Here is a 740-nt window from a genome sequence, read left to right on the forward strand (position 1 = left end):
ACGGTATTGTCCCCATCATGGGACGAGTGACAATCAACGGTACTGTGGCGCAGTTCAGTTGCAAGCAGACCATCCCGAAAACCCTTTGGGATGCGAAAGGCAACCGAGCCAAAGGCAAGAGTGCCGAAGCACGGAACGTCAATCTGGCATTGGACAACATCAAGGCGCAAATCATCAAGCACTATCAGCGCATATCCGACCGAGAGGCATACGTAACGGCTGAAATGGTGCGCAATGCCTACCAAGGGGTAGGAAGCGAGTATGAGACACTGATAAAGGCTTTTGACAAGGATTGCGCCAACTTCCTGAAACGTGTCGGCAAAGATCGCAGCATCGGCACATACAAGGTCATGGTAAGGGCAAGGAACTATGTCGCAGCCTTTATCAAGTCATTCTACAGACGGACGGACATGTCCATGCTGGAACTTACGCCCGACTTCATCAGGGAGTTTGCGGCTTATCTTACGGCTGAACGGGGACTGAAAAACGCCACCATCTGGCTGAACTGCATGTGGCTGAAAGGCGTGGTCATGCGTGCGCACTATAACGGACTGATACCGAGAAATCCGTTTGCGCAGTTCCATATCAGCCCGAATGTTAAGGAACGGGAATATCTGACAGAGGACGAAATCAAAAGAATCATGGCGCACGAGTTTGACAACCCCACCCTCGCATTGGTGCGAGACCTGTTCATTTTCGCCTGCTTCACCGCCTTGTCTTTCGTGGATATGAAAGAACTC

The 740-nt window shown here is 51.2% G+C and carries 1 protein-coding gene; it reads left to right on the forward strand.

The genetic code is table 11. From position 1 onward, the window contains the following. On the forward strand, window positions 1–740 hold a 740-nt coding region (locus QVO66_RS11495; protein WP_288172848.1), incomplete at both ends, for a site-specific integrase.

The sequence above is a fragment of the Prevotella sp. CAG:255 genome (genome assembly GCF_000431195.1).
In the GTDB taxonomy this organism is placed as follows: domain Bacteria; phylum Bacteroidota; class Bacteroidia; order Bacteroidales; family Bacteroidaceae; genus Prevotella; species Prevotella rara.